This window comes from Melaminivora sp., assembly GCF_032059615.1.
Classification (GTDB): domain Bacteria; phylum Pseudomonadota; class Gammaproteobacteria; order Burkholderiales; family Burkholderiaceae_C; genus Melaminivora.
Map to the genome: position 1 here is coordinate 1 of NZ_DAMCAM010000044.1, position 25,169 is coordinate 25,169.

Genomic DNA, 25,169 nt, shown 5'->3' on the forward strand with positions numbered 1-25,169 from the left:
TGGTGCCCACGTCGCGCCAGTAGCCGTGCTCCTCGTAGGGCGCGGTGCCCGGGATCTCGTTGGTGGCGAAGTCGTAGGCCATCAGCCGGTGGGTGCTCAGCATGGCCGGCAGGATGTCCTTGCCGAAGTCGCTGTGCCCCAGGTCGTGCGCGCGCTTGAGCGCCTTGAGCAGCACGTCGGCATTGAACAGGTAGTTGCCCATGGAGGCCAGCGCGTGCGTGCTGCTGCCCGGCATGGGGCGGGTGGAGGCGGGCTTTTCGCAAAAGCGCACGATGCGCTGGCGCTCGTCGGTGTCCACGATGCCGAACTGCTGGCACTCATTCAACCGCACGGGTAGCGTCGCCACGCTCACGTGCGCGTCGTGGGCCACGTGGAAGTCCAGCATCTGGCGCACGTCCATGCGGTAGATGTGGTCGGCGCCAAACACGGCCACGTAGTCGGGACGAAATTCCTCGATCAGGTGGATGTTCTGGAACACCGAGTCGGCCGTGCCCTGGAACCACTGCGGGCCGTTGCGCATCTGCGGCGGCACCACGGTGACGAAGTGCTGAGGAATGAAGGGCGCCATGGTCCAGGTGCGGCGCACATGCTCGATGAGCGATTGCGACTTGTACTGCACCAGCAGGTAGATCGAGTAGATCTCGGAGTTGACCAGGTTGGACAGCACGAAATCCACGATCCGATGCTTGCCGTTGAAGGGCACGGCGGGCTTGCAGCGTTCGATGGTCAGGGGATGCAGGCGCGAACCTTCACCGCCGGCCATCACAAAGGCGAGGACATTCCTGGGGCGTGACATGGGGGGTTCTCCCTGAAAGGTTGCGCTGGGTCGATCAGTCGTCGGAGGTCTGCCTGCGGTGGCACAGCACCACCGTGGACAGTGGGGGGGAACAAATCACCGCGCGCGCTCGTTGGTGGCCCAGCGGCTCGGGCCGGGCCTGGACGCCGCCCAGGTTGCCCATGCCGCTGCCGCCGTAGATGCGGGCGTCGCTGTTGAGGATTTCCCGCCAGTGCACGGCCTCGGGCAGGCCCACGCACAGGTGCGGCACGGGCTGCGGCGTCAGGTTGCACACGACCAGCACGCTCTGGCCGGGCGCGTGGCGCAGGAAGGCCAGCACCGTGGGGTGCTCGCCCTCGACGGGTGCCCACTCGAAGCCACGGGCGTCGAAGTCCCACACATGCAGCGCCGGCTGCTCGCGCAGGGCGTGGTTGAGGTCGGCCACCCAGCGCGCGACGCCCGCGTGCTGCGGCTCCTGCCACAGATGCCAGTCGAGGGCGCAGTCGTGCTGCCACTCGCGCTCCTGACCGAACTCGCCGCCCATGAACAGCAGCTTCTTGCCCGGGTGCATCCACTGGTACCCATACAGCAGGCGCAGGCCCGCGAGGCGCTGCCATGCGTCGCCCGGCTGGCGCGCCAGCAGGCTGCCCTTGCCATAGACCACTTCGTCGTGCGAGAGCGCCAGCACGAAGTTCTCGTCGAAGGCATAGACGCCGGAGAAGCGGATGTCGGCGCCGTGCCAGCGCCGGTAGAAGTGGGGCCGCTGCAGGTAGCGCAGCGTGTCGTTCATCCAGCCCATGTTCCACTTCATGCCGAAACCCAGGCCGCCGTCGTTCACGGGACGCGTGACGCCGCGCCAGGCGGTCGATTCCTCGGCGATGACGTGCACGTCGGGAAAGGCGGCGTACACCGCGCGGTTGAGCTCCTGCAGGAAGCGCACGGCCTCCCGGTTCTCGTTGCCGCCCTGCTCGTTGGCCAGCCACTGCCCGGGCGCGCGGGCGAAATCGAGGTACAGCATCGAGGACACGGCATCGACGCGCACCGCGTCGAAGTGGTAGCGGTCGAGCCAGAACAGCACGCTGCCGATGAGGAAGTCACGCACCTCGTGGCGCCCGTAGTTGAAGATCAGGCTGTTCCACTGCGGGTGAAAGCCCCGGCGCGGGTCCTCGTGCTCGTACAGCGCCGTGCCGTCAAAGCGCGCCAGGCCGTGCGGGTCGGACGGGAAGTGCGAGCCCACCCAGTCGAAGACCACGCCGATGCCGTGCTGGTGCAGCGTGTCCACCAGGGTCATCAGGTCCTGCGGCGTGCCGTAGCGCGAGGTGGGCGCGTAATAGCCCGTGGTCTGGTAGCCCCAGGAGCCGTAGAAGGGGTGCTCGGCCAGGGGCATCAGCTCGACGTGCGTGAAGCCCAGGGCCTGGCAGTGGGCAGCCAGGCGGCGGCCCAGCTCGCGGTAATTCAGGAAGTGCCCGTCGGCCTGGCGCTGCCAGGAGCCCAGGTGGACCTCGTAGATGGAGATCGGCCGGTCCATGGCCTGACGGCGCCCGCGCGAGCGCATCCAGGCCTCGTCGTTCCAGGCATGGTCCAGCGACCAGACCTGCGAGGCATTGCCCGGCGGCAGCTCGCAGCGCGTGGCGTGCGGGTCGGCTTTCTCGACCACGCTGCCGTGCGCGTCCTCGACGCGGTACTTGTACAGGTCGCCATGGCGCGCATGCGGCACGTGCAGCGACCAGCGGCCGCTGCCGTCATCGTGGGGCTGTAAGCGCTGGGGTTGCCAGCCGTTGAAGGCGCCGATCAGGCAGACCTGGCGCGCGTTCGGAGCCCAGACGGTGAAACGGCAGCCGCTTTCGTCCAGATGCGCGCCCAGGGTCTCGAACGGGCGCAGATGCCCGGGCACCGCATCGAGCGGGTCCGAAAAATGGGTGTCAGGGAGGGGGGGCATGGCGACCGGGAGTTGAGCCGGTCAATGCTCCCGTGCCGCAACCGCGCGCCCTGCAGGAAACGCGAGTTCTCCGCTGTAGGCCCGGCCTTACGTACTGTCCGGCTCAGCCCAGGTCGATGCAGTGCAGGCCCAGGCGCCCGCTGCGCCGGTCGGAAAAGTAGCGCTCCAGCGTCACCCGCACGGTGCGAAAGGCGATGTCGTCCCAGGGGATCTCGTCCTCGGCGAACAGCCGCGCCTCGATGGTTTCATGCCCGGGGTGGAAGACATCGCTGTGCAGTGTCGCCAGGTAGAACAGGTGGACCTGGCCGACGTGCGGTACGTTGACCAGCGAGAACAGGGGCCCGAGGGCGATCTGCGCACCCGCCTCCTCGTCGGTCTCGCGCTGCGCGCCCTGGGCGGTGGTCTCGCCCAGCTCCATGAAGCCGGCCGGCAGAGTCCACTTGCCCCAGCGCGGCTCGATGTTGCGCTTGCACAGCAGCACGCGCTCGCCCAGCGCCGGTACCGTGCCCACCACGTTCAGCGGGTTCTCGTAGTGGATGGTGGCACACGCCGGGCACACGGCGCGCTCGCGCGTGTCGCCATCATCGGGCACCCGGTAGGCAACCTGCGAGCCGCACTCGCGGCAATGCCGTATCGGGCGGCGCAGGCTCATGACACCGCCAGGCGCAGCGTGCCCAGGCCGTCGATGCCGCCCTCGAGCACATCGCCCCGCACCACGGCGCCGACGCCGGCAGGCGTGCCGGTGAAGATCAGGTCGCCGGGAGCGAGCGTCCACGCGGCCGACAGGTGGGCGATGATCTCGGGCACGCTCCAGAGCATGGCGTCGATGCGGCTGCGCTGGCGCTCCTTGCCATTGACGGCCAGCCACAGGCTGGCGTCCTGCACGTCGCCTGCCTGCGCGGCGGGGACGATGGGGGTGATGGGAGCGCTGGCATCGAACCCCTTGGCGATGCACCAGGGCCGGCCCTGCTTCTTGGCATGGGCCTGTAGGTCGCGCCGCGTCATGTCCAGGCCCACGGCGTAGCCCCAGACGTGGGCCAGGGCGTCGGCCGGTGCGATGTCGCGTCCGCCCCGGCCCAGTGCAACGACCAGCTCGACCTCATGGTGCAGGTCCTGCGTCTGGCTCGGGTAGGGCAGGGCAGCGGTCTCGCCCGGCGCCACGGGCAGCACGGCGTCGGCGGGCTTCATGAAGAAGAACGGCGCTTCACGCCCGCTGTGGCCCATCTCCTGGGCGTGCTCGGCGTAGTTGCGCCCCACGCAATAGATGCGGCGCACGGGAAAGCGCGTGTCGCTGCCCTGCACCGGAACGGTGGGCAGCGCTGCGGGAAAGGCGAGGTTCATGAGTGGTGACTGGAGTGCAAACAGGTGGGCTGGCAGTGTGCCACGCAGGCGTCGTGCCTGCCGCGTATGCTCAGCCCATGTCTTTTCGTCTGCCCCATGACTGGATCACTCCGGACTGGCCCGCGCCGCCGCAGGTGCGCGCCCTGTGCACCACCCGCAGCGGGGGCGTGAGCGCCGCGCCACGGGACAGCCTCAATCTCGGCTTCGGAGTGGGCGACCCGCCCGGGGCCGTGCGGGCCAACTGGGCGGCCGTGCAGGCAACCTTGGGCAGCACGGTGCGCCCGGTGCGGCTGCACCAGGTGCATGGCACCGACGTGCTGGAGGTCGGCCGGCTCTCGCCCGACGGCCAGCCTGCCGATGGCTGCACCACCACCGAGGCGGGCGTGGCCTGCGTGGCGCTGGCGGCTGACTGTCTGCCGGTGCTGCTGACCGACCGCCAGGGCACGCGCGTCGCTGCCGTGCATGCCGGCTGGCGCGGACTGGCGGCGGGGGTGCTGGAATCCGCCTTGGCGTGTTTTCCGGCTGAAACCCGCGCCAGTCAAGGAGATGTAGCTATCAAAAATGAAGACGCACAGGCCGACCTGCTGGCCTGGCTGGGGCCGTGCATCGGGCCCGGCGCCTTCGAAGTGGGGCCGGAAGTGCGCGAGGCTTTTTGCACCCCGGATCCGGGAGCGGCCGCACATTTCACCCCGGGGCGCGAAGGCCGCTTCCAGGCCGACCTGGCGGCCCTGGCGCGCCGGCGGCTGCGTGCGGCGGGTGTCACGCAGCTGTACGGCAATGACAGCTCGCCCCCCTGGTGCACGTTGGAAAACCCCTCACGGTTTTTCTCGCACCGGCGCGACAGCGCCATCCTCGGTGCCACCGGGCGCATGGCCGCCGCCATTTGGCGGGTGGGCTGAGGACCGGGCGGCGGCCTCCAGCTCCTGGCGCTCGCGGGCGCGCCGCGCGCGCTTGCGCGCTGGTGTCGCCAAGATGTAGAGCACCACCGACAGCGGCAGTGCGCCGTACAGCACGAAGGTGAAGAAGGCGCCGAGCAGGCTGCCGTTCGGGGCGGCGGCCTCGGCCACTGCCATCATCAGCGTTACATAGAGCCAGGCGGCGGCAACCAGATACATGGGAGGAAAGTCAAGGGCTTGCGGATGGGGGAAACGCCTCCCGCACCCTGCAAAAAGTGCGGCGGCCTACTGTCATACTGTCGTCAGCAAAAACTGACACGCTCGAGCGCCGGGGCCGCCAGCCGGCCCACGCATCCATTCTTCAGAAGGGAGACAGCATGAATTCTGACCCAGGCTGGGCCGAAGGTGCCCGACAGTGGCAAGAGATGGTCGGCCAGAGCTGGAGCAAGATGCTCTCGGCCCTGCAGCCGCCAGACCTTGGCGCCCTCTCCACTGCCCTGCAGCCGCAGGCAGCCGTGCACTTCGACCAGGACAAGCTCGCGCAGCTGCAGCAGGACTATCTGCAGCAGGCGCAGGCCCTGTTCGCCCGCGGCCCCGCAGCGGCCGACACCTCCGACCGGCGCTTTGCCGGCCAAGGCTGGGCACAGAATCCGGTGGCCGCCTATGCCGCGGCGCTCTACCAGCTGCAGGCCAGCACCTTCACCGCACTGGCCGATGCGGTGCAGACCGACGAGAAGACCCGCTCGCGCATCCGCTTCGCGGTGGACCAGTGGCTGGCCGCGATGGCGCCGAGCAACTTTCTCGCGCTCAACCCCGACGCGCTGCAAAAGGCCGTGGAAACCCAGGGCGAAAGCCTGGCCAAGGGCATGGCCAACCTGCTGCATGACATGCGTCAGGGGCATATCTCGATGACGGACGAGTCGCACTTCGAGGTCGGGCGCAACGTCGCCACCACCGAGGGCGCCGTGGTGTTCGAGAACGAGCTGTTCCAGCTCATCGAATACAAGCCCCTGACCGACAAGGTGTACGAGCGCCCGTTCCTCATGGTGCCACCGTGCATCAACAAGTTCTACATCCTGGACTTGCAGCCCGACAACTCCCTGATCCGCTACGCCACCAGCCAGGGGCACCGCACTTTCGTCGTGAGCTGGCGCAACCCCGACGCGAGCCTGGCCGACAAGACCTGGGACGACTACATCGAGGGCGCCGTGCTCACCGCCATCGATCACGTGCAGCGCATCGCCAATGCCGAACAGATCAACGCCCTGGGCTTCTGCGTGGGCGGCACCATGCTGGCCACCGCGCTGGCGGTGCTGGCGGCGCGGGGCGAGGAGCCGGTGGCCAGCGCCACCTTCCTGACCACGCTGATCGATTTCGCCGACACCGGCATCCTGGACGTCTTCATCGACGAGAATTTCGTGCGCCTGCGCGAACTGCAGATGGGCGCGGGCGGCCTCATGAAGGGCCAGGACCTGGCCAGCACCTTCAGCTTCCTGCGGCCCAACGATCTGGTGTGGAACTACGTCGTCGGCAACTACCTCAAGGGCGAGACGCCGCCGGCCTTCGACCTGCTGTACTGGAACAGCGACAGCACCAACCTGCCCGGGCCTTATTACGCCTGGTACCTGCGCAATTTCTACCTCGAGAACAAGCTGGTGCAGCCCGGCGCGCTCACCGTGTGCGGCGAGCCGGTGGATCTGGGGCGGGTGCAGCTGCCGGTCTATGTCTATGGCTCGCGCGAGGACCACATCGTGCCCATCCATGCGGCCTATGCCTCCACCCAGGTGCTGCCGGGCAAGAAGCGCTTTGCCATGGGCGCCTCGGGCCACATCGCCGGCGTGATCAACCCGCCGGCCAAGAAAAAGCGCAGCCACTGGCTGCGCGAGGACGGGCAGTTTCCGCCGACCATCGAGGAATGGCTCGAAGGCGCCACCGAGCTGCCCGGCAGCTGGTGGGAAGACTGGGCCGCGTGGCTGCAGGGGCACGCGGGCAAGCAGGTCGCCGCTCCGAAGGCCTATGGCCGGTCGACGAAGTTCAAGGCCATCGAGCCCGCGCCCGGCCGCTACGTGCTGCAGAAGGCCTGAGGCCCACCTTTTTTTCACTCGTCTGACATCGTCATTTCCAGGAAGACAACACATGCAGGATCAGGACATCGTCATCGTCTCGGCCGTGCGCACGCCGGTCGGCAAGTTCGGCGGCGCGCTTGCCAAGGTGCCGGCCACGGAACTGGGCGCCACCGTCATCCGCGAGGCCCTGGCGCGCGCCAAGGTGGGCGCCGACCAGGTGGGCGAGGTCATCATGGGCCAGGTGCTTACGGCCGGCTCGGGCCAGAACCCGGCGCGCCAGGCCATGATGGCCGCGGGCATCGCCAAGGAAACGCCGGCGCTGACCATCAACGCCGTGTGCGGCTCGGGTCTGAAGGCGGTCATGCTGGCCGCGCAGGCCGTGGCCACGGGCGACAGCGAGATCGTGGTCGCTGGCGGCCAGGAGAACATGAGCCTGTCGCCTCACGTGCTCACTGGCTCGCGCGACGGCCAGCGCATGGGCGACTGGAAGCTCAAGGACACCATGATCGTCGACGGTCTGTGGGACGTGTACAACCAGTACCACATGGGCATCACCGCCGAGAACGTCGCGCGCGAGCACGGCATCACCCGCGAGATGCAGGACGCGCTGTCCTTGTCCAGCCAGCAGAAGGCCGCAGCTGCCCAGGACGCCGGACGCTTCAAGGACGAGATCGCCCCGGTGAGCGTGCCACAGAGGAAGGGTGACCCGGTCAGCGTCGATGCCGACGAATACCTCAACCGCAAGACCAGCGCCGAGGCCCTGGCCGGCCTGCGCCCGGCCTTCGACAAGGCGGGCAGCGTGACTGCCGGCAATGCCTCGGGCATCAACGATGGCGCCGCCGCGGTGGTGGTCATGAGCGCGGCCAAGGCCCGGGAGCTCGGCCTCACGCCGCTGGCCCGCATCAAGGGCTACGCCACCTCCGGCCTGGACCCGGCCACCATGGGCATGGGCCCGGTGCCGGCCTCGCGCAAGGCGCTCGAGCGCGCCGGCTGGAAGGCCGAGGAGGTGGACCTGTTCGAGCTCAACGAGGCCTTCGCCGCCCAGGCCTGCGCCGTGAACCAGGAGCTGGGCATCGACCCGGCCAAGGTCAACGTCAATGGCGGGGCGATCGCCCTCGGCCACCCCATCGGCGCCTCGGGCTGCCGCGTGCTGGTCACGCTGCTGCATGAGATGCGCCGCCGGGGCGCGGACAAGGGCCTGGCGGCGCTGTGCATCGGCGGCGGCATGGGCGTGGCGATGGCGGTCGAGCGCTGCTGAACGTGCCTGCCCGGATCGGTGTTTACCTGAAGAAAAGACCCGAGGAACCCTGGTTAGAGTGACCAGGCCAACAACAGAGAAGGAGTAGAAAAATGTCCCAGAAAGTAGCGTACGTGACCGGTGGCATGGGAGGCATCGGCACCGCGATCTGCCAGCGCCTGCACAAGGAGGGGTTCAAGGTCATCGCCGGCTGCGGGCCGACGCGCGACTACCAGAAATGGCTCGACGAGCAGAAGGAACAGGGCTATACGTTCTACGCCTCGGCGGGCAACGTGGGCGACTGGGACTCCACCGTCGCCGCCTTCGAGAAGGCCAAGGCCGAGCACGGCAGCATCGACGTGCTGGTCAACAACGCCGGCATCACGCGCGACCGCATGTTCATCAAGATGACGCGCGAGGACTGGGACGCGGTGATCGAGACCAACCTGAACTCCATGTTCAACGTGACCAAGCAGGTCGTGGCCGACATGGTGGAAAAGGGCTGGGGCCGCATCATCAACATCTCCAGCGTGAACGGCGAGAAGGGCCAGGCCGGCCAGACCAACTATTCGGCTGCCAAGGCCGGCATGCACGGCTTCACCATGGCGCTGGCGCAGGAGATGGCCACCAAGGGCGTCACGGTGAACACCGTGGCACCGGGCTACATCGGCACCGACATGGTCAAGGCCATCCGCCCGGACGTGCTGGAAAAAATCGTCGGCACCGTGCCGGTCAAGCGCCTGGGCGAGCCCAGCGAGATTGCCTCCATCATCGCCTGGCTGGCCAGCGAAGAGGGCGGCTACGCCACCGGCGCCGAGTTCTCGGTCAACGGCGGCCTGCACATGAACTGACGAGCATTCTCATTCAGGGGCACACGAAAAAACCCGCTTTCAGCGGGTTTTTTCATTGGAAAGATGGGAAAGCCGGCTCTCAAGGGGGAAAAGCGGGGCGGGGCCGGCGCCCGCCCCGGCGGCCGTCACAGACGGGCCGGAGCGCGCTTGCGATCGCGTTCGTCTTCGGGCCAGGCGGACAGGACAGCGGTGGTGTTCATGACAGAGACCTCCAATAGATGGAAGGAACAACGCATTGCTGCACCGCAGCGTTGACAGCGCCGAGTAAAAAACCTTTCCGGCTTGTAACCGGCCCGGCGTTCCTCGCGCCTACTCTGCCAGCGCCTCGGCTTCCAGTGCCTCGATGGCCTCGCTCAGCTCCAGCCAGCGCTCCTCCAGCGTGTCGATCTCGTCGTTGCAGGCCTTGAGGCGGCGGCCGCACTCGGCGATCTCGGCCGGCGGCAGGGGGGCGCTCAAGCGCTCTTCCAGGTCTGTGCGCTCACCCGTCAGCGCGGCCAGGCGGGCATCGATCCGGGCCAGTTCCTGCCGCAGCGGGCGGGTGCGCTGCGCCAGCTGCTGGCGCGCCTGGGCGCTGGCCTTGCGCTGCTCGCGGCCGCTGGCGGCCGGCGCGCGCGCTGCAGCCTGCAGGGGAGCGCTTGCGTCCTGCTGCTCGCGCGCGGCCTCGCGCAGGCGGCGCGACTCCTCCAGCAGATAGCGCTGGTAGGTGTCCAGGTCGCCGTTGAACGGGGCCACGGTGCCGGCGCCCACCAGCCAGAAATCCTCACACACGGCACGCAGCAGAGCCCGGTCGTGGCTGACCAGCATGACGGTGCCGTCGAAGTCGCCCAGCGCCAGGGCCAGCGCCTCGCGCGTGACCAGGTCGAGGTGGTTAGTGGGTTCGTCCAGCAGCAGCAGGTTGGGGCGCTGCCAGACGATCATGGCCAGCACCAGCCGGGCCTTCTCGCCCCCGCTCATGCTGCCGACCGGCTGGCGCACCATGTCGCCCGTGAAGTTGAAGCTGCCCAGGTGGTTGCGCAGCTCCTGTTCGCGCGCTTCCGAAGCCGCCTCCAGCCCCAGCTCGCGCGCCAGGCGCACCATGTGCTGCAGCGGGTCGTCGCCCGGGCGCAGCACGTCCAGCTCCTGCTGGGCAAAGTAGCCGATGGTCAGGCCCTTGCCCTCGGTCACGGCGCCCGCAAGCGGGGCCATTTCGCGGGCGATGGTCTTGACCAGCGTGGACTTTCCCTGGCCGTTGGCGCCCAGGATGCCAATGCGCTGGCCGGCCAGCACCGAGCGGTTGACGCCGCGCAGGATGACCTTCTCGCCACCAGCGTCGTCCCGGTAGCCGAACGCGGCGTCGGTAATGGCGAGCATGGGGTTGGGCAGGTTGGCCGGCTCCCGGAAGATGAACTGGAAGTCGGCGCTGGCCAGCACGGGCGCGATTTTCTCCATGCGCTCGATCTGCTTGACCCGGCTTTGTGCTTGGCGCGCCTTGGTTGCCTTGGCCTTGAAACGGTCGATGAAGCGCTGCAGGTGGGCGATCTTGTCCTGCTGGCGCTCGTAGGCCGACTGCTGCAGCACAAGCTGCTGGGCCCGCAGCTCCTCGAAGCGGCTGTAATTGCCGCCGTAGCGGGTGAGCTGGGCATGCTCGATGTGCAGGGTGACGCCGGTGACGGCGTCCAGGAACTCGCGGTCGTGGCTGATGACGATCAGCGTGCCGGCGTAACGCTTGAGCCAGGCCTCCAGCCAGACCAGCGCGTCCAGGTCCAGGTGGTTGGTGGGCTCGTCTAGCAGCAGCAGGTCGGACGGGCTCATCAGCGCGCGCGCCAGCTGCAGCCGCATGCGCCAGCCGCCGGAAAACCCGTTGACCGGCTGCTGCAGCTGCGCCACCTGGAACCCCAGCCCGAGGATCAGGCTCTGCGCCCGGGCCTCCGCGTCGTGGGCGCCGGCGTCGCCCAGGTCCGCGTGCGCCTGGGCGATCGCCATGCCGTCACCGCGCTGCTCGGCCTGGCCCAGCGCCTGGCGCAGCTGCTCCAGGCGCGAGTCGCCCTGCAGCACGAAGTCGGTGGCGGACTCGCCGGTCTCGGGCATCTCCTGCGCGACTTCGGCCACGCGCCACTGCGCGGGCAGGGAAAAGTCGCCCGCGTCCTCATGCAGGCTGCCACGCAGCAGGGCGAACAGGGACGATTTGCCGGCGCCATTGCGCCCGACCAGGCCCACGTGCTCACCGGGTTGAATGGTGGCGCTGACGCCGTCGAGCAGGACCTTGGCGCCGCGGCGCAAGGTGACATTCTTGAGAGAGATCATTTCAGAAAAACTGCGCCAGCGCCGTACGTGTGATGAGCAGCACCTGGTCCTCGCCGGCGCTGGTGGGCAGCCACAGCACGGGCAGGTGGGCAAAAGCGGCTTCGAAGTGGTCGCGCTCGTTGCCGATCTCCAGCACCAGCACGGCATGCTCGGTCATGCAGGCGGCGGCGCCGGCCAGCAACCCGCGCACGAAGTCCATGCCGTCGTCGCCGCCGGCCAGCGCCAGGGCGGGCTCGGCCCGGTATTCCTCGGGCAGGTCGGCCATGCTGCGCGCGTTCACGTAGGGCGGGTTGCACAGGATCAGGTCCCACGGCCCGGGCACGGCCTGCAGGCCATCGCTGTGCACCAGGCGCACGCGCTGCTGCAGACCATGGCGCTGCACGTTGATGCGTGCCACCTCCAGCGCGTCGGGCGAGAGGTCGGCACCGGTCACCTCGATCTCGGGCCAGGCCAGTGCAGCCAGCACCGCCAGGCTGCCGTTGCCGGTGCACAGGTCGAGCACCTGCCGCGTGTGTGCGCCCAGCCAGGGGTCGATGCTGCCGTCGGCCAGCAGCTCGGCGATGAAGCTGCGCGGCACGATGGCGCGCTCGTCCACATAGAAGGGCACGCCCTGCAGCCAGGCCTCGCGCGTGAGATAGGCGGCCGGCTTGCGCGTGGTGATGCGTTCATCAAAAAGAAGAGCAACCTTTCGTTGCTGGTCCTCGGTTACAGGGATATTTCCTGCAGATTCCGGGCCGCCATCGAGCGGGCTGTCCAGTGGCAGGCCGAGGGCCCAGAGCACCAGCCACGCAGCCTCGTCATCGGCATTGGCCGTGCCATGACCGAAAGCGACGCCGGCCTCGCGCAGGCGCTGTGCACCGCTGGTCACCAGTGCGGCGACGCTCGTCCCTTGTGCCCCGCTCATGCGCGCGCCGCCAGCCAGGAGCGCACAGGCACGGACGGGAGAAAAGAAAAGCAAGGTAGCGAGAGCGGAAGAGGGCGCATTGGGGCAGAGAGAAGCGTCAATCGGGCTTGAGGTCCAGCGTGATGCCGCCGAACGGAGCGGGGGGATTGTCCCGCAACTGCGCGTCCTCCCGGCGGGCCCTGCCTCCACGGCCGGTGGACGCAAAGTCGTTTTGCAGGCGCCACGTCAGGTTGGTGGGCGAATCGGCATGGGCCAGGGCCTGCTCGCGCTCGACCTGGCCGCTCTTGACCAGCTGCGCCAGGGACTCCTCGAACGTCTGCGAGCCCTCGGCCATGGAGGTCTCCATGGCGTCGCGCACCCCCGAGAAATTGCCTTGTTCGATCAGATCGGCCACGAGCTTGGTGTTGAGCAGCACCTCGGCGGCCGGCACGCGCGTGCCCGAGGCGGTGCGCACCAGGCGCTGCGAGACGATGGCGCGCAGCGCCGAGGCCAGGTCGCCCAGCATGCTCGCCCGCACCTCGACCGGGTAGAACGAGAGGATGCGGTTGAGCGCGTGGTAGCTGTTGTTGCCGTGCAGCGTGGCCAGGCACAGGTGACCCGACTGGGCATAGGCGATGGCCGCGGACATGGTCTCGCGGTCGCGGATCTCGCCGATCAGGATGACGTCGGGCGCCTGGCGCAGGGCATTCTTCAGCGCCGTGTGCAGCGACTCGGTGTCGCTGCCGACCTCGCGCTGGTTGACGATGGAGCGCTTGTTGGTGAACTGGTACTCGATCGGGTCTTCCACCGTCAGGATGTGGCCCGCCGCGGTCTGGTTGCGCTCTTCTATCATGGCGGCCAGCGTCGTGCTCTTGCCCGAGCCGGTGGCGCCCACCATCAGGATCAGGCCGCGCTTTTGCAGGATGAGGTCACCCAGCACCGCAGGCAGGCCCAGGCTGGACAGCGCCGGGATTTGCTGGGTAATGAAGCGCACCACCACCGCGCAGGAGCCGCGCTGGCGCATGGCACTGACGCGAAACCGTCCCACGCCCTGCAGTGGCACGCCCAGGTTGAGCTCGCCCGTGGCCTGGAAGGCGGCGATGGCGTCCTGCGGCACGATCTCGGCCAGCAGCTGCAGCGGCGCTTCCACCGACAGCGGCTGCTGGCTGATCGGCACGCACTCGCCGTGGATGCGCAGCAGTACCGGCGCATTGGCCGACAGATAGACATCGGATGCGCCCTGGTCGGCCATCAGGCGCAGGATTCTTTCCATCGTCGTCACGAAACCCCCTGAAGTGTTGCTTGCCTCGATGGGCCAGGATTATTCCGCGCACGCCGCTGGCTGCCAGGGGCGGACGGATCATCGGCGCCGGACCTGATGAAGCGACCAGGGGTATCCTGCGTTACCACAGGTATCATGCATCGCGGTCTTTTGGGGCCGTCTTGGCGATTCTTGCAGCGGAGGCAGTGAGCAAATGCAGCGGATGTTTTTTCTGCGGCCAGGTGTCTGGCTGATGCGCCGGATGTCCTTTTCCGCCAAGGTGGCGCTGCTTGGGGGCAGCGCGGTGGTGGCACTGCTGCTGGTGGCGGTGGCGCACTCTGCCGCTCCTCCCTTCCTGTGGGCCCTGGCTGGGGCCTTGGCACTGCTGCTGGCCTACCTGGCTGCGGCGCTGTGGGCCGCCACCGTGCCGGGGCTGGCACGCCTGTCGCGCACCATCGACGCCATCGCCCACGGTGACCTGTGTGCGCGCGCCGGACTGTCGGGACAGGACGACCTGGCGCGGCTCGGGCAGCAGCTCGACCGCATGGCCCTGGCCCTCTCGGCCATGGTGGCCGACATCCGCAGCAACGCCGCCCTGGTGGCGCATGCGGGCGAGAGCCTGGCTCGCGATACGGAGGAGCTGTCCACGCGCACCGAGCAGCAGGCAAGCAGCCTCGAAGAGACGGCCGCCAGCGTCGAGCAGCTCACCGCCACAGTCATGAGCAACGCCCAGGCCGCATCGGTGGCCGACCAGCGCGCCGCGCAGGTGGCGCACGCCTCCGAGGAGGGCACGCAGACCATGGCGCGCGCCGTGCAGTCCGTGGGCACCATCCAGGGCGATGCGCGGCGCATGAGCGAGATCATCGGCGTGATCGACAGCATCGCCTTTCAGACCAACATCCTCGCGCTGAATGCCGCGGTGGAGGCTGCGCGCGCTGGCGAGCAGGGCCGAGGCTTTGCCGTGGTGGCCGGCGAGGTGCGCACGCTCGCAGGCCGCTCGGCGGAGGCAGCGCGCGAGATCCGCACGCTGATCAGCGCCTCGGTGCAGCAGGTCGAATCCAGCGCCCGGCTGATGCGTTCGGCAGGCGAGGGCATCACCTCCATGACCAACGACATGCGCGCGGTTGCCCTGCACGTGAGCGAGATCTCGCGTTCGGTCACGGAGCAGGGCGAGGGGCTGCGCGAGATCGGCACGGCCGTCCAGCAGCTGGAAGCCATCACCCAGCGCAACGCGTTGATGGTGGCCGAGAGCCTGCGCCAGGCGCATGCGCTGCAGGGGCGCGCCGGCAGCCTGTCTAACGCAGTGCAGGTCTTCCGGCTGCAGCAAGGCACTGCCGAGGAAGCGACGGCGCTGGTGCAGCGCGCCGCGCAGCTGCAGCAGCGCATGGGCCGGGTGCAGGACTTCCTGCGTGCCGTCACCGACCCGGCCGAGCCGTTCCATGACCGAGACATGTACGTGTTCGCGCTCGATGCGGCGGGCACCTATCTGGCCTTTGCGGGCAACCCCGGCAAGGTGGGCACGCGCGTGCAGGACGTGCCTGGCATCGATGGCGATGGGCTCATGCATGCCATCGTGGCACAGGCCGACCAGGGCCCGGGATGGGTGGAATACGACTTCACCAACCCGACCACGGGCAACGTGCAGACCAAGATGTCGTTCGTGCAGCGCCTGGGCGAGCTGTATCTGGGCTGCGGCGTCTACAAGAAGCTGGCGATCGCCTGAGCGGCTCGCCCCGGGCCTCAGGCGCGCCGGGCGCGCGCGGCCGCCAGCGCTGCTGCAACCGCAGCGCGCTTGTCGGGCAGGGAGGGCGCGGGCCCATCTTGTTGGGGGCCGTCCTCAGCCGCTGGGGAGGGCTGCTGACCCAGCCTCAGGGTGCGGGCGGCGTAGCGCTGGCGAGCCTGCATGGCCTGCTGCGGGCTCCAGGCCTGCCAGCCGGTGCGCTGGCCACTGGCATTTTCCATAAGGATGCAGTCCACCGGGCACACGGGCACGCACAGCTCGCAGCCCGTGCAGTGGGCGGCAATCACGGTATGCATGCGCTTGTTCAGGCCCAGGATGGCGTCGGTAGGGCAGGCTTTGATGCACAGAGTGCAGCCGATGCACCAGGCTTCGTCAATCACCGCCAGGCTCAAGGGGCCTTCAGCGCCGCATTCCGGGTCCAGCGGGATGGGTTCGCGGCCGGTCAGCGCAGCCAGCCGCGCGACTCCCTGCGCGCCGCCGGGTGGGCAGCGGTTGATGGCCGCTTCATCCTGGGCGACCGCCTGCGCGTAGGCGGCACAGTCCGGGTAGCCACAGCGCCGGCACTGGGTCTGCGGCAGCGCGGCATCGATGAGGGCAGCCAGGCTGGCTGCAGCCGCCTGCCGGGTCATGGGGCGTCCCTTCAGGCGGCGGCGCGCTGCGGCCCACTGGCCAGAGCCAGGGCACGCTGCTTGTTCAGCGCCTTGTTGCCTTCGAGGATGAAGTCGCGCACCTGCGGATAGACGATCTCGCGCCAGCGCCGGCCGCTGAAAATGCCGTAGTGGCCCGCGCCCTTGACCTCCAGGTGGGTCTTGTCCTGGGCCGGGATGCCGCTGCACAGGTCTTGCGCCGCCTGGGTCTGGCCGCTGCCGGAGATGTCGTCCAATTCGCCTTCCACCGTCATCAGCCGCGTGTTGCGGATGTCCTGCGGGCGCACGCGTTCGATCTGCCCGTCCGGCGAACGCACGTCCCAGGTGCCGTGGACCAGGCTAAAGTCCTGAAACACAGTGCGGATGGTCTCCAGGTAATAGTGCGCGTCCATGTCGAGCACGGCGTTGTACTCGTCATAGAACTTGCGGTGCGCCTCGGCGCTGGCGTCGTCGCCCTTGACCAGGTTCTTGAAGTAGTCGTAGTGGCTGGTGGCGTGGCGATCCGGGTTCATGGCGATGAAGCCCGTGTGCTGCAGGAAGCCGGGATAAACCTGCCTGCCGGCCCCGGGAAACTTGCTCGGCACCGGATAAATCACGTTGTTCTCGAACCACTCGAAACTGCGCTGCGTGGCCAGATTGTTCACCTCGGTCGGCGAGCGGCGCGCGTCGATGGGCCCGCCCATCATGGTCATGGTCAGGGGCGTGGTCTCGCCGCGGCTGGCCATGAGCGAGACGGCGGCGAGCACCGGCACCGTGGGCTGGCAGACGCTCACCACGTGGCAGTTGCCATAGGTCGCCTGCAGACGCCGGATGAACTCCTGCACGTAATTGATGTAGTCGTCCAAGTGGAACTCGCCTTCCTCCAGCGGCACCATGCGGGCGTTCTTCCAGTCGGTGATGTAGACCTTGTGGCCACCGAGCATGGTGCGCACGGTGTCGCGCAGCAAGGTGGCGTAGTGGCCCGACAGCGGCGCCACGACCAGCACCACGGGCTGGTCCTTGAGCTTGGTGAGCGTGGCCGGATCGTCGGTGAAACGCTTGAAGCGGCGCAGCTCGCAGAAGGGCTTGTCCAGTTCGACACGCTCGTGGATGGCCACCTCGACGCCGTCCACCGGCACGGTGCGGATGCCGAACTCGGGCTTCTCGTAGTCCTTGCCGAGGCGGTACATCAGCTCGTAGGCCGCCGAAACGCGGTGCGCCAGCTGCGTCTGTCCAAAGGGCGTGCCAGGGTTGCTGAAGAACTTGGCGGTGGCCTGCGCCAGCTCGGCGAAGGGCTCCATCAGGCTGCGCTGGGTTTCGTAGAGGGTGTAGAGCATGGTGTAAATAAGTGTTGCAATTGATGTATATCAGCAACGCGGTCCTGCGACGGTGGTGCTTCTACGTATAGATAGTCGCCTGAAGGACAGGGCGCGTGCAGCGCGGTCTTTTCCGGTTCCTTGCTGCTATTTTTGTGATAGCTGCGGCGCCCGGTCTGTCGGACTCCAGCGACCCTGCCTATAGTGTTTGAACCTGAAGCCACGTCTCAAAGGCCGCCCGGGCGCTGTTGCGCAGCGCGTTGTGAAAGACCTCGCGATTGGCCAGATAAAGACAGTGGCGCACCACGGTGAGGGGCGCGAAGGCGGCGCCCGGGTTGGCGGCCTCGTAGGCCTGGCGGTAGCGCCGCACCAGGGTGAAGTTCTCGCGCATCAGGGCATTGAACTGGGCCCGGGTCAGGCCGGGGGCCCAGCCGCGCAGCTCATCGACGAAATGGTCCACGCGCCGCGCGTCGAACTCGTGGCCAGGGAAGAAATGCCGCCCGATGCGCAGGAAGCTGAAGGCATTGAGTTCGCTGCGCGCATCGGCGGCCCGCGCCGTGGAGGCCGCCGGCTCGGGCACCTCGTCGTCCGTGCGCCGCAGCTCGGCGTCGGTGGCGTCGCGAATCTGCCGGAACTCGCGGTCCGCCAGCTCGAACAGCGCCGACAGCACGTTGATGCGCCGCTTGAGCTCGGCCGGGATCGATTTTTTGTACTTGATGCGATGGTCCAGCACGCTCCAGGCGTCCTGGATGATGGTGCGCACCTGCAGCTCGAACGAGGACCGCAGGTGCGAACCGGCGTCGTCGGCCGGCGCCAGCGCGGGCTTGAGCTGCAGGTCCAGGTGCAGACCCATATAGCCGAAGGACGCCTCCGTGCCCTGCACCGCGCTGACCTTGTCGGACACGTCGATCACGTCGAAGTGCGACTGCACCAGCTGCGCCACCTTGGGCAGCTCGTCCTCGTACAGGCACACCACGCGCACGCCGAGCAGGTCGGTGATGCAGGGCCTGATTTCGTAGGGCGCCCCGCCTTCCTCCAGGGCCGTGCGGTACTTGCGCGCGAATTTGCGCAGGCATTCGTCCTGGTCCTTGACGCGGCCCTCGACCTTGGCGATCTCGATGTCAGAGGCCTGGGCCAGCAGCGAGCGCAGGCGCGCCACGTGCAGGGCGCAGGCCTGCTGCAGCGCAGCGTGCTCGCGCTGGTAGAAGTCGCAGAATGCGCGCTCCTCGGGGGACAGGGCGGGGTCGTGGGTCATGGGCGGCATTTTCAGGGGCGGGTACGCGCCAGCGCCATGACTTCGCGCGCCGGACGGTCCTTCAGGCGGTGGTCGCTCCAGACCTGGCGCCAGCGCCGGGCGCCGGGCAGGCCGTTGCGCAGACCGAGCATGTGCCGGGCAACGGCGTACCAGGGCGTGCCGTGCGCGCTGGCCTCGTGCTCCATGTAGGCGACCATGGCCTCCTCGACCCCCTCTCGCGTCAGGGCGCCGGGCGCAGCGCCAAAGAACGCCTCGTCCCAGCGCGCCAGCCACCAGGGGTTGTGGTAGGCCTCACGCCCGACCATGACCCCGTCCACCTGCTGCAGCTGCTCGTGTACCAGCGTGTCGGTGGCAATGCCGCCGTTGATGGCCAGCGTGAGCGCGGGAAAGTCGCGCTTGAGCCGGGCCACCACGTCGTGGCGCAGCGGCGGGATTTCGCGGTTCTCCTTGGGGCTCAGGCCCTTGAGCCAGGCGTTGCGGGCGTGCACGATGAAGACTTGGCAGCCGGCCTCGGCCACGGTGCCGATGAAGTCGCGCACGAAGCTGTAGTCCTCGCGCTGGTCGATGCCGATGCGGTGCTTGACCGTCACCGGCAGCGCCACCGCGTCAACCATCGCCTTGACGCAGTCGGCCACCAGCTGCGGCTCGTTCATCAGGCAGGCGCCGAAGGCGCCGCGCTGCACGCGCTCGCTGGGGCAGCCGCAGTTGAGGTTGACCTCGTCATAGCCCCAGTCGGCCGCCAGCCGGGCGCAGCGCGCCAGGTCGGCCGGCTCGCTGCCGCCCAGCTGCAGCGCGACGGGGTGCTCGGCCTCGCCAAAGCGCAGGTGGCGCTGCACGTCGCCGTGCAGCAGCGCGCCGGTGGTCACCATCTCGGTGTACAGGCGCGCGTGGCGCGTCAGCAGCCGGTGCAGGTGGCGGCAGTGGCGGTCCGTCCAGTCGAGCATGGGCGCGACGGACATGCGCCAGGGACTGCGGGCGGAGGGGCTGGTAGCTACGGTTTGCAAAATAGGGATGTTTTTGGCGTTTCCCGTTGCCAGGCAAGGATGTGTAGCTACTTAAACGATAGCTAAAGCCGGGTGCGGGTCAGCGGCGGGTGTACAGGGATTCGATGGCTGCGGCAAAGTGCGCCATCAGGTTGTTGCGCTTGAGTTTGAGCGTGGGCGTCATGAAGGCGTTCTCGATGGTCCAGGGCGTGAGGCTCAGGTGCACGGCGCGCGGCACGGCGTAGCGCGGAAAGCTCGCCGCCCGACGCTCCATGCGCTCGAGCGCGGCGCGCAGGGCCTTCGGGTCGGACAGGCTCTGCGCCCTGGCCGGGTCCAGCCCGAGTTCGCCGGCGAGGCGGGCCCATTCCCGCGGGTTGAGCACGACCACGGCGGCGATGAAGGGCCGGTCCTCGCCGACCACGAATGCCTGGTCGAACAGCGGATCGGCCGTAAGGGCCAGCTCCAGGTCGCCCGGCGGCACCTTCTCGCCCGTCGAGGTGACGATGATCTCCTTGAGGCGCCCCAGGATGCGGATGCGCCCGTCCACGATCTCGGCCTGGTCCCCGGTGGACAGCCAGCCGTCCGCGCCCAGCACGCGGGCCGTGTCCGCGGGGCGCTTCCAGTAGCCCTTCATGACGATGGGGCCGGCCACCTGCAGCTCGCGATTCTCGCCGATGCGCACCTGCACGCCCGGCAGCGCGCGGCCGACGGTGGCGGGGTCGTTGTCGTCCAGCGTGTTGACACTGACCACCGGCGTGGTCTCGGTCATGCCATAACCCTGCACCAGGGGCAGACCCAGGCCCAGGAAGCAGCGAGCGATGGCCGGCGACAGCGGCGCGCCGCCGCTCACCGCCACGCGCACCCGGCCGCCGAACTGCTCCAGCAGGGGCGCGGCCACCAGCGCCCGCAGCAGCGGCCAGGGCAGCAGGCGCGCCCAGCCGCCGCGTGCCGCCGCGTCGCCCAGGGGCTCGGGCGCCAGGCCCTGGCGGGCGCGAAAGCGCCGCCAGCCCTTGTCCTGCGCGGCGTCGAACAGGCGCTTCTTGAACGGCGAGGTCGAGAGCGTTTCGAGCACCTTTGCGTGCACCCGCTCATAGATGCGCGGCACCGACACCAGCACCGTGGGGCGCACGTTGCGCAGATCCTCGGCCAGTAGCGCCACCGAGCGCGCATAGACGACGCTGCTGCCCGCGGCCATGGGCAGGTAGTAGCCGGCGGTGCGTTCGAAGGTGTGCGACAGCGGCAGGAAGGACAGGAACACGTCCTGCGGCGTGGGCGTGACGCGCGCCAGCACGGCGGCGACGTCGGCCACCACGTTGGCGTGGGTCAGCATCACGCCCTTGGGCTTGCCCGTGGTGCCGCTGGTGTAGACGATGGCAGCCAGGTCCTCGGGCGCGGGACCGGGCGGCAGTGCGGTCTGGTCGCCCGCCCGGCCCAGCCAGTCGCTCAGGGTGAAGATCTGGACGGGGCCGCTGGAGGCGGGCAGGGGAGCGCCGGCCTGCGTCACCACCACCGCCTGCAGGTGGGGCAGAGAGGTGCCCGCGTCACGCACCCGTTCCCACTGCGCCAGCTCGGCAACCACCAGCAGCGAGACCTCGGCATCGGCCAGGATGTAGGCGATGCTGCCCGGGTTGTCGATGGCGTGCAGCGGCACGGGAACGCAGCCGGTGGCCAGAACGGCCTGGTCCACGCTCATGGCGTCGAGGCCGTTGGGCAGCAGGATGGCGACGCGCGCCGCCTGGGGCAGGCCGATGGTGGCGAGAGCCCGGCTGAAGTGCTGCACGCGCGCCAGTGCCTGTGCCCAGTCCAGCCGCTTCCAGTCGCCGGCGGCGGCGTCCCATTCCTGGTAGGCCTCGCCTTGCGGAGTGGCGCGGGCGCGCAGCGCCAGCAGTTCAGGCACGGTGTGCGCCGTGCCCAGGCCGGGAAATGCATCGGTCATGGAGAGGGTTTCACCGGGCCTGGGCCCGCACTTCATCAGGGGAAACCCTAAATCATACCCGTAGGCTCCTGCGCCTCGGCGCCGTAGCGCTGGCACTGATTCTTGCCGGCCTGCTTGGCCTGGTACATGGCCTGGTCGGCGCGGCGCAGCAGTAGGTCGGGCGTGTCGGCGTCCAGGGGATAGATGCTCACGCCAATGCTGGCGGACACGCGGGCGGTGCCGCTGTCCAGCGCCACCGGCTCGTTGACCAGTTGCAGCACCCGCTCAAGCACGGGCCGGCAGTCCCGCGGGCTGTCCAGGTCGCCCAGCAGCAGCGCCATCTCGTCGCCGCCCAGGCGCGCCAGGGTGTCCTGCGCGCGCAGCAGGCCCTGGATGCGCCGGCCCATCTCCACCAGCAGCAGGTCGCCGGCGTCGTGGCCGTGCCGGTCGTTGACCTGCTTGAAGCCGTCCAGGTCCAGGTAGCACACGGCCAGCAGCCGCTGCCCGCGCTGCGCCCGGGCGATGCCCTGGCGCAGGCGGTCGGCCAGCAGCCGGCGGTTGGGCAGGCCGGTCAGGCCATCGTGCAGGGCGATGCGTTCGAGCTTCTGCTCATACGCCTTGGCCGCCGTGATGTCGGTGATGACCGCAATGCTGTGGCTCGACGGCAGCTCGCCCTCGCGCACCGCCGCGATGGACACGCGCTGCGCCAGCGTCTGGCCGTGCGCATCGTCCATGGTCAGCTCGCCCTGCCAGTGCCCGCGCTGCTCGACGGCCTGCCAGATGGGCGCGAAGTCCACCCCTTCATAGAGGGCCTCCAGACCGCGCTCCAGACAAGCGTCGCGCGGGTGCCCCGTCATGCGCTCGAAGCCCGGGTTCAGGTCCACGATGCGCCGCTGCGCGTCCAGGATGGCGATGGCCTCGTAGCTGTGATGGAATACGCTGGCGGCGATGCGCAGCTGCGCCTGGGCCTGCTTGAGCGCCGTGAGGTCGGTCAGAAAGCCCACGAACAGCGGCTGGCGGCGCGGGCCGAAGCGCCCCACCGCCAGACGCAGCGGCACGGTGCCACCGTCCCGGCGCAGGCCGATGACCTCGCGGCCGATGCCGATGATGTGGGCCTGGCCGGTCGCCATGTAGCGCTCCAGGTGGCCGTCGTGCGCGCTGCTGAAGGGCTCGGGCATCAGCATGCGCACGTTGCGCCCCACCAAGTCCTGCTCGCTCCAGCCGAAGATGCGCTCGGCCGAGCGGTTGGCGCTTTGCACGATGCCGTGGTGGTCAATCGTGATGATGGCGTCCACGGCGGTGTCCACCAGCGCGCGCAGGCGCAGCTCGTTGCTGTGCACCTGACGGAACAGTTCACGGTAGCGCATCAGCCCGTTGAGCACGAGCAGCAGCGCCCCGACGATGGACAGGGTGAGCGTGAGCGCCAGGGCCAGCGGGTGCTGCCAGGTGACCTGCGCCTGCGCCTGCAGGGCGGGCGGGCCCGTGAACCGCGCCGCGCCCATGGCGGTGTAGTGCATGCCCGAAATGGCCAGGCCCATGACCACGGCGGCAGCCAAGCGCGCGCGGGCCGGCGCCAGCCCCAGGCCCGCGAGGCCGAAGTGCAGCCAAAGGGCCAGAGTGGCCAGCACCAGTGCCACGATGACGGAGACGGCGAACTGCAGCGGATCGTAGCGCAGGCCGCCTTCAAGCCGCAGGGCGGCCATGCCGCCGTAATGCATCAGGCCGACGCCCAGCCCCAGCAGCGCGCCACTGCCCAGCAGCTGCCGCCGCCTGACCTGGCGCTGCACCAGCAGCCGGAAGGCGACCCAGGCCGCCGCCAGCGACGGCAGCATGGACAGCATGGTCAGGCGCAGGTCGTAGCCCACCGGCACGGGCAGGCGCCAGGCCAGCATGCCGATGAAATGCATGGCCCAGACGCCCAGACCCAGCGCGGCCGCGCCGCTGGCGAGGGCGGTGTGCCTGCGGGCCGTGCCCGGAGGCAGGCGCCGTGCCTGTTCGGCCAGGTGCAGGGCCAGGGCGGAGGTGGCGATCGCCACCGCGATGGAGAGAACCACCAGTGCCGCGTCGTGGTGGCCGGAGATGAAAGCGTCGGAGCCTGGGCCGGAGAGGAAAAATCGCTCCATCGTCATGACGTTGCTGCAGCCTTCTTCTGCGCGATGCACGGCCGGGATCTCGTGGCGTGGCCCGGTCTGGCGTCAGCGCCATTGGAAGGGGCGCGCCGGGACGACATCTGTAGGGCAACAGGCCCTGAACCGGAGAGAGGAACGGGTGCCCGGCCGTCGGCGGCCAGGGCAGTGGCCAGATCAGCCCGCCGCTTCCAGGCCGCTGGCGAAGTGCTCCCGCATGGCGCGCTCGGTGGCCTCGGCGTTGCGCGCGCGCAGCGCGGCCATCAGCGCTCCATGCTCGGCCAGCGACTGCTCGATGCGGCCCTGCTTGAACAGCGAGTTGTGGCGGTTGAGCTTCATGACCTTGCGCAGGTCGGCCACGACCTGGCTGAGCCAGCGGTTGTCGGCCATCTCCAGCAGGCGCATGTGGATGCGCTCGTTGATGGCGAAGAAGCGCTCCCGGTCCTGCGTGGCCGCGGCCAGCTCCTCGTGCAGGGCCTCGAGCTCGCGCAGCTGCGCGGGCGTGGCGCGGGCTGCCACGCTGGCCGCCGCGTCGCGCTCCAGCAAGCTGAGCAGGTGATAGACGTCGCGCAGGTCCTTCTCGCTCATCTCGGTGACGTAGGCACCGCGGCGCACCTTCATGGTCACCAGGCCCTCGGCGGCCAGCACCTTGAGTGCCTCGCGCAGCGGCGTGCGGCTGATGCCGAACTCCTCGGCGATCTTGAGCTCGTCGATCCAGGCGCCCGGCTCCAGCTCGCGGCGGAAAATGCGCTGGCGCAGCTCCTCCGCCACCTGTTCGTAGAGCGCGCGGGGAGTGAGGGACACGGCGGACATGCGCGCAAATGTAGCGCAGAAAAACTAAGAATTAATAATTACAGATCCGTTAAACTCCGGCGATCGCCCGCGCAGGCCTTGCGTGCCTGCCGCGCTTTTTCGCCCACCCGCAACAGCGCATCAGCCCTATGAGCCAGCACTCCGATCCCCTGTTCAAGCCCGCAACCCTGGAAGACTGGGCCCGCGCCGCCGCCAAGTCTGCCCCTGGCGGCGACGTGCAGGCCCTGAACTGGGTCACGCCTGACGGCATCACCGTCAAGCCGCTCTACACCGCCGAGGACACGGCCAGCCTGCCCTACGCCAACACGCTGCCGGGCTTTGAGCCCTACGTGCGCGGCCCGCAGGCCACCATGTATGCCGTGCGGCCCTGGACGATTCGCCAGTACGCGGGCTTTTCGACCGCCGAAGAATCCAACGCCTTTTATCGCAAGGCATTGGCCGCAGGCGGGCAGGGCGTATCGGTGGCGTTCGACCTGGCGACGCACCGCGGCTACGACAGCGACCACCCACGCGTGACGGGCGACGTCGGCAAGGCCGGCGTGGCCATCGACAGCGTGGAGGACATGAAGATCCTGTTCGACGGCATCCCGCTGGACAAGGTGAGCGTCAGCATGACCATGAACGGCGCTGTGCTGCCGGTGCTGGCCGGCTATGTGGTGGCGGCGGAGGAGCAGGGCGTTTCGCAGGACCAGCTGTCGGGGACCATCCAGAACGACATCCTCAAGGAGTTCATGGTCCGCAATACCTATATCTACCCCCCGAAGCCGTCGATGCGCATCATCGGCGACATCATCGAGTACACGGCCAAGAACATGCCCAAGTTCAACTCGATCTCGATCTCGGGCTACCACATGCAGGAGGC

At 68.8% G+C, this 25,169-nt stretch carries 21 protein-coding genes; 6 read left to right on the forward strand and 15 right to left on the reverse strand.

Annotated features, from left to right (window positions below; all coding sequences use genetic code 11):
• The 4 genes from RT051_RS10550 to RT051_RS10565 all read right to left on the reverse strand — a co-directional run.
• The coding region (locus RT051_RS10550; protein WP_313076212.1) for a sugar phosphate nucleotidyltransferase at nucleotides 1–796 on the reverse strand (796 nt) is incomplete at its 3' end.
• Between the two features lie 34 nt (nucleotides 797–830).
• Entirely contained in the window at nucleotides 831–2,714 is a 1,884-nt protein-coding gene (gene glgB / locus RT051_RS10555) for a 1,4-alpha-glucan branching protein GlgB (protein WP_313076214.1), read from the reverse strand.
• Between the two features lie 103 nt (nucleotides 2,715–2,817).
• Nucleotides 2,818–3,366 carry an NUDIX hydrolase gene (locus RT051_RS10560; protein ID WP_313076216.1) on the reverse strand — a complete coding sequence of 183 codons (549 nt, stop codon included), beginning with the start codon at nucleotides 3,364–3,366 and terminating at the stop codon, nucleotides 2,818–2,820.
• Entirely contained in the window at nucleotides 3,363–4,055 is a 693-nt protein-coding gene (locus RT051_RS10565) for a fumarylacetoacetate hydrolase family protein (protein ID WP_313076220.1), read from the reverse strand. Before RT051_RS10565 ends, RT051_RS10560 begins: the two co-directional genes overlap by 4 nt.
• 77 nt (nucleotides 4,056–4,132) lie before the next feature.
• Here RT051_RS10565 and pgeF point away from each other — a divergent pair, with 77 nt between their 5' ends.
• The gene (pgeF, locus tag RT051_RS10570) at nucleotides 4,133–4,954 is read left to right on the forward strand and encodes a peptidoglycan editing factor PgeF (RefSeq protein WP_313076225.1); all 822 of its coding nucleotides are present in this window, start codon (nucleotides 4,133–4,135) and stop codon (nucleotides 4,952–4,954) included.
• Here pgeF and RT051_RS10575 read toward each other — a convergent pair.
• On the reverse strand, nucleotides 4,871–5,170 hold the full coding sequence (locus RT051_RS10575) for a hypothetical protein (RefSeq protein WP_313076227.1): 300 nt from the start codon (nucleotides 5,168–5,170) through the stop codon (nucleotides 4,871–4,873). The two genes, pgeF and RT051_RS10575, sit on opposite strands and share 84 nt — an antisense overlap.
• A gap of 158 nt (nucleotides 5,171–5,328) precedes the next feature.
• Here RT051_RS10575 and RT051_RS10580 point away from each other — a divergent pair, with 158 nt between their 5' ends.
• The 3 genes from RT051_RS10580 to phbB all read left to right on the forward strand — a co-directional run bounded on the left by RT051_RS10580 (nucleotide 5,329) and on the right by phbB (nucleotide 9,105).
• Entirely contained in the window at nucleotides 5,329–7,035 is a 1,707-nt protein-coding gene (locus RT051_RS10580; RefSeq protein ID WP_313076230.1) for a class I poly(R)-hydroxyalkanoic acid synthase, read from the forward strand.
• A gap of 52 nt (nucleotides 7,036–7,087) precedes the next feature.
• The gene (locus RT051_RS10585) at nucleotides 7,088–8,275 is read left to right on the forward strand and encodes an acetyl-CoA C-acetyltransferase (RefSeq protein WP_313076232.1); all 1,188 of its coding nucleotides are present in this window, start codon (nucleotides 7,088–7,090) and stop codon (nucleotides 8,273–8,275) included.
• Nucleotides 8,276–8,367: 92 nt separating this feature from the next.
• The gene (gene phbB / locus RT051_RS10590; RefSeq protein WP_313076235.1) at nucleotides 8,368–9,105 is read left to right on the forward strand and encodes an acetoacetyl-CoA reductase; all 738 of its coding nucleotides are present in this window, start codon (nucleotides 8,368–8,370) and stop codon (nucleotides 9,103–9,105) included.
• A gap of 309 nt (nucleotides 9,106–9,414) precedes the next feature.
• Here phbB and RT051_RS10595 read toward each other — a convergent pair whose 3' ends face one another.
• From RT051_RS10595 to RT051_RS10605, 3 genes are all read right to left on the reverse strand, one after another.
• The gene (locus RT051_RS10595; protein WP_313076238.1) at nucleotides 9,415–11,388 is read right to left on the reverse strand and encodes an ATP-binding cassette domain-containing protein; all 1,974 of its coding nucleotides are present in this window, start codon (nucleotides 11,386–11,388) and stop codon (nucleotides 9,415–9,417) included.
• Nucleotide 11,389: 1 nt separating this feature from the next.
• A complete protein-coding gene (gene prmB, locus RT051_RS10600; protein ID WP_313076242.1) occupies nucleotides 11,390–12,292 on the reverse strand; it encodes a 50S ribosomal protein L3 N(5)-glutamine methyltransferase in 903 nt (300 codons plus the stop codon).
• Nucleotides 12,293–12,389: 97 nt separating this feature from the next.
• Nucleotides 12,390–13,553, reverse strand: coding sequence for a PilT/PilU family type 4a pilus ATPase (locus RT051_RS10605; protein ID WP_313076244.1), 1,164 nt, complete (start codon nucleotides 13,551–13,553; stop codon nucleotides 12,390–12,392).
• Nucleotides 13,554–13,746: 193 nt separating this feature from the next.
• On the opposite strand from RT051_RS10605, the gene RT051_RS10610 reads away from it, so the two are divergent.
• The gene (locus tag RT051_RS10610; RefSeq protein ID WP_409520590.1) at nucleotides 13,747–15,255 is read left to right on the forward strand and encodes a methyl-accepting chemotaxis protein; all 1,509 of its coding nucleotides are present in this window, start codon (nucleotides 13,747–13,749) and stop codon (nucleotides 15,253–15,255) included.
• Between the two features lie 17 nt (nucleotides 15,256–15,272).
• On the opposite strand, the gene RT051_RS10615 is transcribed toward RT051_RS10610, so the two are convergent.
• The 7 genes from RT051_RS10615 to RT051_RS10645 form a co-directional block, all read right to left on the reverse strand.
• On the reverse strand, nucleotides 15,273–15,902 hold the full coding sequence (locus RT051_RS10615) for an RnfABCDGE type electron transport complex subunit B (RefSeq protein ID WP_313076249.1): 630 nt from the start codon (nucleotides 15,900–15,902) through the stop codon (nucleotides 15,273–15,275).
• Between the two features lie 11 nt (nucleotides 15,903–15,913).
• Nucleotides 15,914–17,236, reverse strand: coding sequence for a polyhydroxyalkanoate depolymerase (locus RT051_RS10620; protein ID WP_313076252.1), 1,323 nt, complete (start codon nucleotides 17,234–17,236; stop codon nucleotides 15,914–15,916).
• A gap of 178 nt (nucleotides 17,237–17,414) precedes the next feature.
• On the reverse strand, nucleotides 17,415–18,479 hold the full coding sequence (locus RT051_RS10625; RefSeq protein ID WP_409520591.1) for a GTP pyrophosphokinase family protein: 1,065 nt from the start codon (nucleotides 18,477–18,479) through the stop codon (nucleotides 17,415–17,417).
• Between the two features lie 2 nt (nucleotides 18,480–18,481).
• A complete protein-coding gene (gene dusA, locus RT051_RS10630) occupies nucleotides 18,482–19,429 on the reverse strand; it encodes a tRNA dihydrouridine(20/20a) synthase DusA (RefSeq protein ID WP_409520592.1) in 948 nt (315 codons plus the stop codon).
• Nucleotides 19,430–19,553: 124 nt separating this feature from the next.
• Nucleotides 19,554–21,389 (reverse strand): long-chain fatty acid--CoA ligase, encoded by a 1,836-nt coding sequence (locus tag RT051_RS10635; protein ID WP_313076258.1) that lies wholly within the window; start codon nucleotides 21,387–21,389, stop codon nucleotides 19,554–19,556.
• Between the two features lie 47 nt (nucleotides 21,390–21,436).
• Nucleotides 21,437–23,530, reverse strand: a complete 2,094-nt coding sequence (locus tag RT051_RS10640; protein WP_313076261.1) for a diguanylate cyclase domain-containing protein — start codon at nucleotides 23,528–23,530, stop codon at nucleotides 21,437–21,439.
• Nucleotides 23,531–23,671: 141 nt separating this feature from the next.
• On the reverse strand, nucleotides 23,672–24,307 hold the full coding sequence (locus RT051_RS10645) for a GntR family transcriptional regulator (protein ID WP_313076264.1): 636 nt from the start codon (nucleotides 24,305–24,307) through the stop codon (nucleotides 23,672–23,674).
• A gap of 128 nt (nucleotides 24,308–24,435) precedes the next feature.
• Here RT051_RS10645 and RT051_RS10650 point away from each other — a divergent pair.
• A partial coding sequence (locus RT051_RS10650; RefSeq protein ID WP_313076266.1) for a methylmalonyl-CoA mutase family protein occupies nucleotides 24,436–25,169 on the forward strand: 734 nt, incomplete at its 3' end.

Excerpts from the sequence above, each read along its gene's own strand:
- RT051_RS10625 (WP_409520591.1), bottom strand. The coding sequence starts at position 18,479 with ATGCCGCCCATGACCCACGACCCCGCCCTGTCCCCCGAGGAGCGCGCA.
- RT051_RS10565 (WP_313076220.1), bottom strand. The coding sequence starts at position 4,055 with ATGAACCTCGCCTTTCCCGCAGCGCTGCCCACCGTTCCGGTGCAGGGC.
- RT051_RS10585 (WP_313076232.1), top strand. The coding sequence starts at position 7,088 with ATGCAGGATCAGGACATCGTCATCGTCTCGGCCGTGCGCACGCCGGTC.
- pgeF (WP_313076225.1), top strand. The coding sequence starts at position 4,133 with ATGTCTTTTCGTCTGCCCCATGACTGGATCACTCCGGACTGGCCCGCG.
- RT051_RS10610 (WP_409520590.1), top strand. The coding sequence starts at position 13,747 with ATGCAGCGGATGTTTTTTCTGCGGCCAGGTGTCTGGCTGATGCGCCGG.
- RT051_RS10615 (WP_313076249.1), bottom strand. The coding sequence starts at position 15,902 with ATGACCCGGCAGGCGGCTGCAGCCAGCCTGGCTGCCCTCATCGATGCC.
- RT051_RS10560 (WP_313076216.1), bottom strand. The coding sequence starts at position 3,366 with ATGAGCCTGCGCCGCCCGATACGGCATTGCCGCGAGTGCGGCTCGCAG.
- RT051_RS10575 (WP_313076227.1), bottom strand. The coding sequence starts at position 5,170 with ATGTATCTGGTTGCCGCCGCCTGGCTCTATGTAACGCTGATGATGGCA.
- RT051_RS10645 (WP_313076264.1), bottom strand. The coding sequence starts at position 24,307 with ATGTCCGCCGTGTCCCTCACTCCCCGCGCGCTCTACGAACAGGTGGCG.
- RT051_RS10620 (WP_313076252.1), bottom strand. The coding sequence starts at position 17,236 with ATGCTCTACACCCTCTACGAAACCCAGCGCAGCCTGATGGAGCCCTTC.
- dusA (WP_409520592.1), bottom strand. The coding sequence starts at position 19,429 with ATGTCCGTCGCGCCCATGCTCGACTGGACGGACCGCCACTGCCGCCAC.
- RT051_RS10580 (WP_313076230.1), top strand. The coding sequence starts at position 5,329 with ATGAATTCTGACCCAGGCTGGGCCGAAGGTGCCCGACAGTGGCAAGAG.
- phbB (WP_313076235.1), top strand. The coding sequence starts at position 8,368 with ATGTCCCAGAAAGTAGCGTACGTGACCGGTGGCATGGGAGGCATCGGC.
- prmB (WP_313076242.1), bottom strand. The coding sequence starts at position 12,292 with ATGAGCGGGGCACAAGGGACGAGCGTCGCCGCACTGGTGACCAGCGGT.
- RT051_RS10595 (WP_313076238.1), bottom strand. The coding sequence starts at position 11,388 with ATGATCTCTCTCAAGAATGTCACCTTGCGCCGCGGCGCCAAGGTCCTG.
- RT051_RS10635 (WP_313076258.1), bottom strand. The coding sequence starts at position 21,389 with ATGACCGATGCATTTCCCGGCCTGGGCACGGCGCACACCGTGCCTGAA.
- glgB (WP_313076214.1), bottom strand. The coding sequence starts at position 2,714 with ATGCCCCCCCTCCCTGACACCCATTTTTCGGACCCGCTCGATGCGGTG.